At 49.7% G+C, this 1,556-nt stretch carries 3 protein-coding genes; all 3 read left to right on the top strand.

Going from position 1 to position 1,556, the window contains the following annotated elements:
* On the top strand, positions 1-904 hold a 904-nt coding region (gltS, locus tag ABGY95_RS09760), incomplete at its 5' end, for a sodium/glutamate symporter (protein WP_347441492.1).
* Between the two features lie 256 nt (positions 905-1,160).
* On the top strand, positions 1,161-1,349 hold the full coding sequence (locus ABGY95_RS09755; RefSeq protein WP_347441491.1) for a hypothetical protein: 189 nt from the start codon (positions 1,161-1,163) through the stop codon (positions 1,347-1,349).
* Positions 1,319-1,555 (top strand): hypothetical protein, encoded by a 237-nt coding sequence (locus ABGY95_RS09750; protein WP_347441490.1) that lies wholly within the window; start codon positions 1,319-1,321, stop codon positions 1,553-1,555. Before ABGY95_RS09755 ends, ABGY95_RS09750 begins: the two co-directional genes overlap by 31 nt.
* Position 1,556 lies beyond the last annotated feature (1 nt).

Raw genomic sequence — 1,556 nt, 5'->3', positions numbered from 1 at the left:
CGCTTTGACCATGAGCTACATGGTCATTCAGAATATTGTGGGCGTCTCTGGAGCTATGGCTATGGGTTTACCGAAGGCTATGGGAATCATGGCTGGCTCGGCCTCACTGATCGGTGGCCATGGCACCGCAATTGCGTGGTCAGGGGAAATTGCGGCTAACCACGGAATTCCAAATGCGTTAGAAGTAGGGGTCGCGGCGGCCACACTGGGTTTAGTAATGGCCAGTTTGTTAGGTGGCCCCGTATCCAAATGGTTGATTCAATCATTCAAGCTAAAAGGGAATTCCCATGCATCACTCAGTGTTGGTGTCAGTTATGAGAATGAAGATATCGAAAAAATTGACCACATCAGCCTGATGCGAGTCACGTTCATCATGCACATCGCCATTATCATAGGCTACCTTCTCAATGATTGGATCAATGCTATGGGCATCAAACTCCCCCTCTTCGTTTCCTGCTTAATGGTCGCCATTGTTCTATCAAACTCAGTCCCTCTTGTCTTAAAAAATCTGCCCTGGCCTGCGCGCACTAGAGCGTTAGCCACTATTTCTGATTTTTCACTCGGCCTCTTTATTTCCATGTCACTGATGGGCATGCAGCTTTGGACTATAGCAGACCTCGCAAGTTCCTTAATGACTCTGATTGTTCTCCAGGCGATTACAGTGATCCTCTTTATTCGTTTCTTGCTCTTCCCGCTCATGGGCAGAGACTATCAAGCCTCCGTTCTTAGTGCAGGCTTCGCAGGTTTTGCCCTCGGCGCCACTCCCACAGCCATAGCTAACATGTCAGCCGTGACCAAGACTCATGGCCCTGCCCCTACGGCATTTATCATTCTCCCACTCGTCGGAGCATTCTTCGTGGACCTAGCGAATTCCTTCATCATCCGCTACTTCCTCACGCTGTAAGGGCTTGCCATACTTTGGCAACCTGACAAGAGCCCGTTGCGCATTCAGACGCAGCACAACTCTTACTTCAGTGACCATGCTTTTCACTCTTGTCCATAGCTGATCCCGACTGCGCCACCACCACGGTGAGTAGTGCATTTTGATCCCCCGTAAAACTAGACTCCGGTACACATTTACCGAGGAGTCATCAGTTATTTATACCAAGCCACGGTAAATCTGTGCCCGCGAAGCTGCGAGACGCCGTGCATTCTACAAGATGAAACTATCCGAACTCGACGAGTTGATCGGCACCTTACCAAGCGGCCGCACACTCTTCACCTATGGCAAAGACTGGTACACCTTTGAACTCCTAAAATACCAGCTAACAAAAAGACAAGCATCCAGCAGCTCAAGCAATCACGCCTTGGCAAGCTCATGCAAAAACCTAAAGTCCGGCAGTGGTTAGGTGCATTTGGTTCAACCGAACTTGATGCCGACGATCTCAGATTGATTTACCCAGAGGGCGCTGAAACATTCCGCCTCACGGTGGATCGCTTCGACGGCTGGATCCAAACCACACAACGCGGCAAAAACCGTTGGAACCTCGTGCTCCAACTCAACCTCAATGAATCAGATGCACGCTTCCTAGATAAACAACAAGTGAGACAATGAC

It is taken from the genome of Rubritalea sp. (assembly GCF_039830215.1).
Taxonomy (GTDB): domain Bacteria; phylum Verrucomicrobiota; class Verrucomicrobiia; order Verrucomicrobiales; family Akkermansiaceae; genus Rubritalea.
This window is presented reverse-complemented; position numbering and strand designations above follow the sequence as displayed.

Coding starts and splice junctions, on each gene's coding strand:
- ABGY95_RS09755 (WP_347441491.1), top strand. CDS start 1,161: ATGAAACTATCCGAACTCGACGAGTTGATCGGCACCTTACCAAGCGGC.
- ABGY95_RS09750 (WP_347441490.1), top strand. CDS start 1,319: ATGCAAAAACCTAAAGTCCGGCAGTGGTTAGGTGCATTTGGTTCAACC.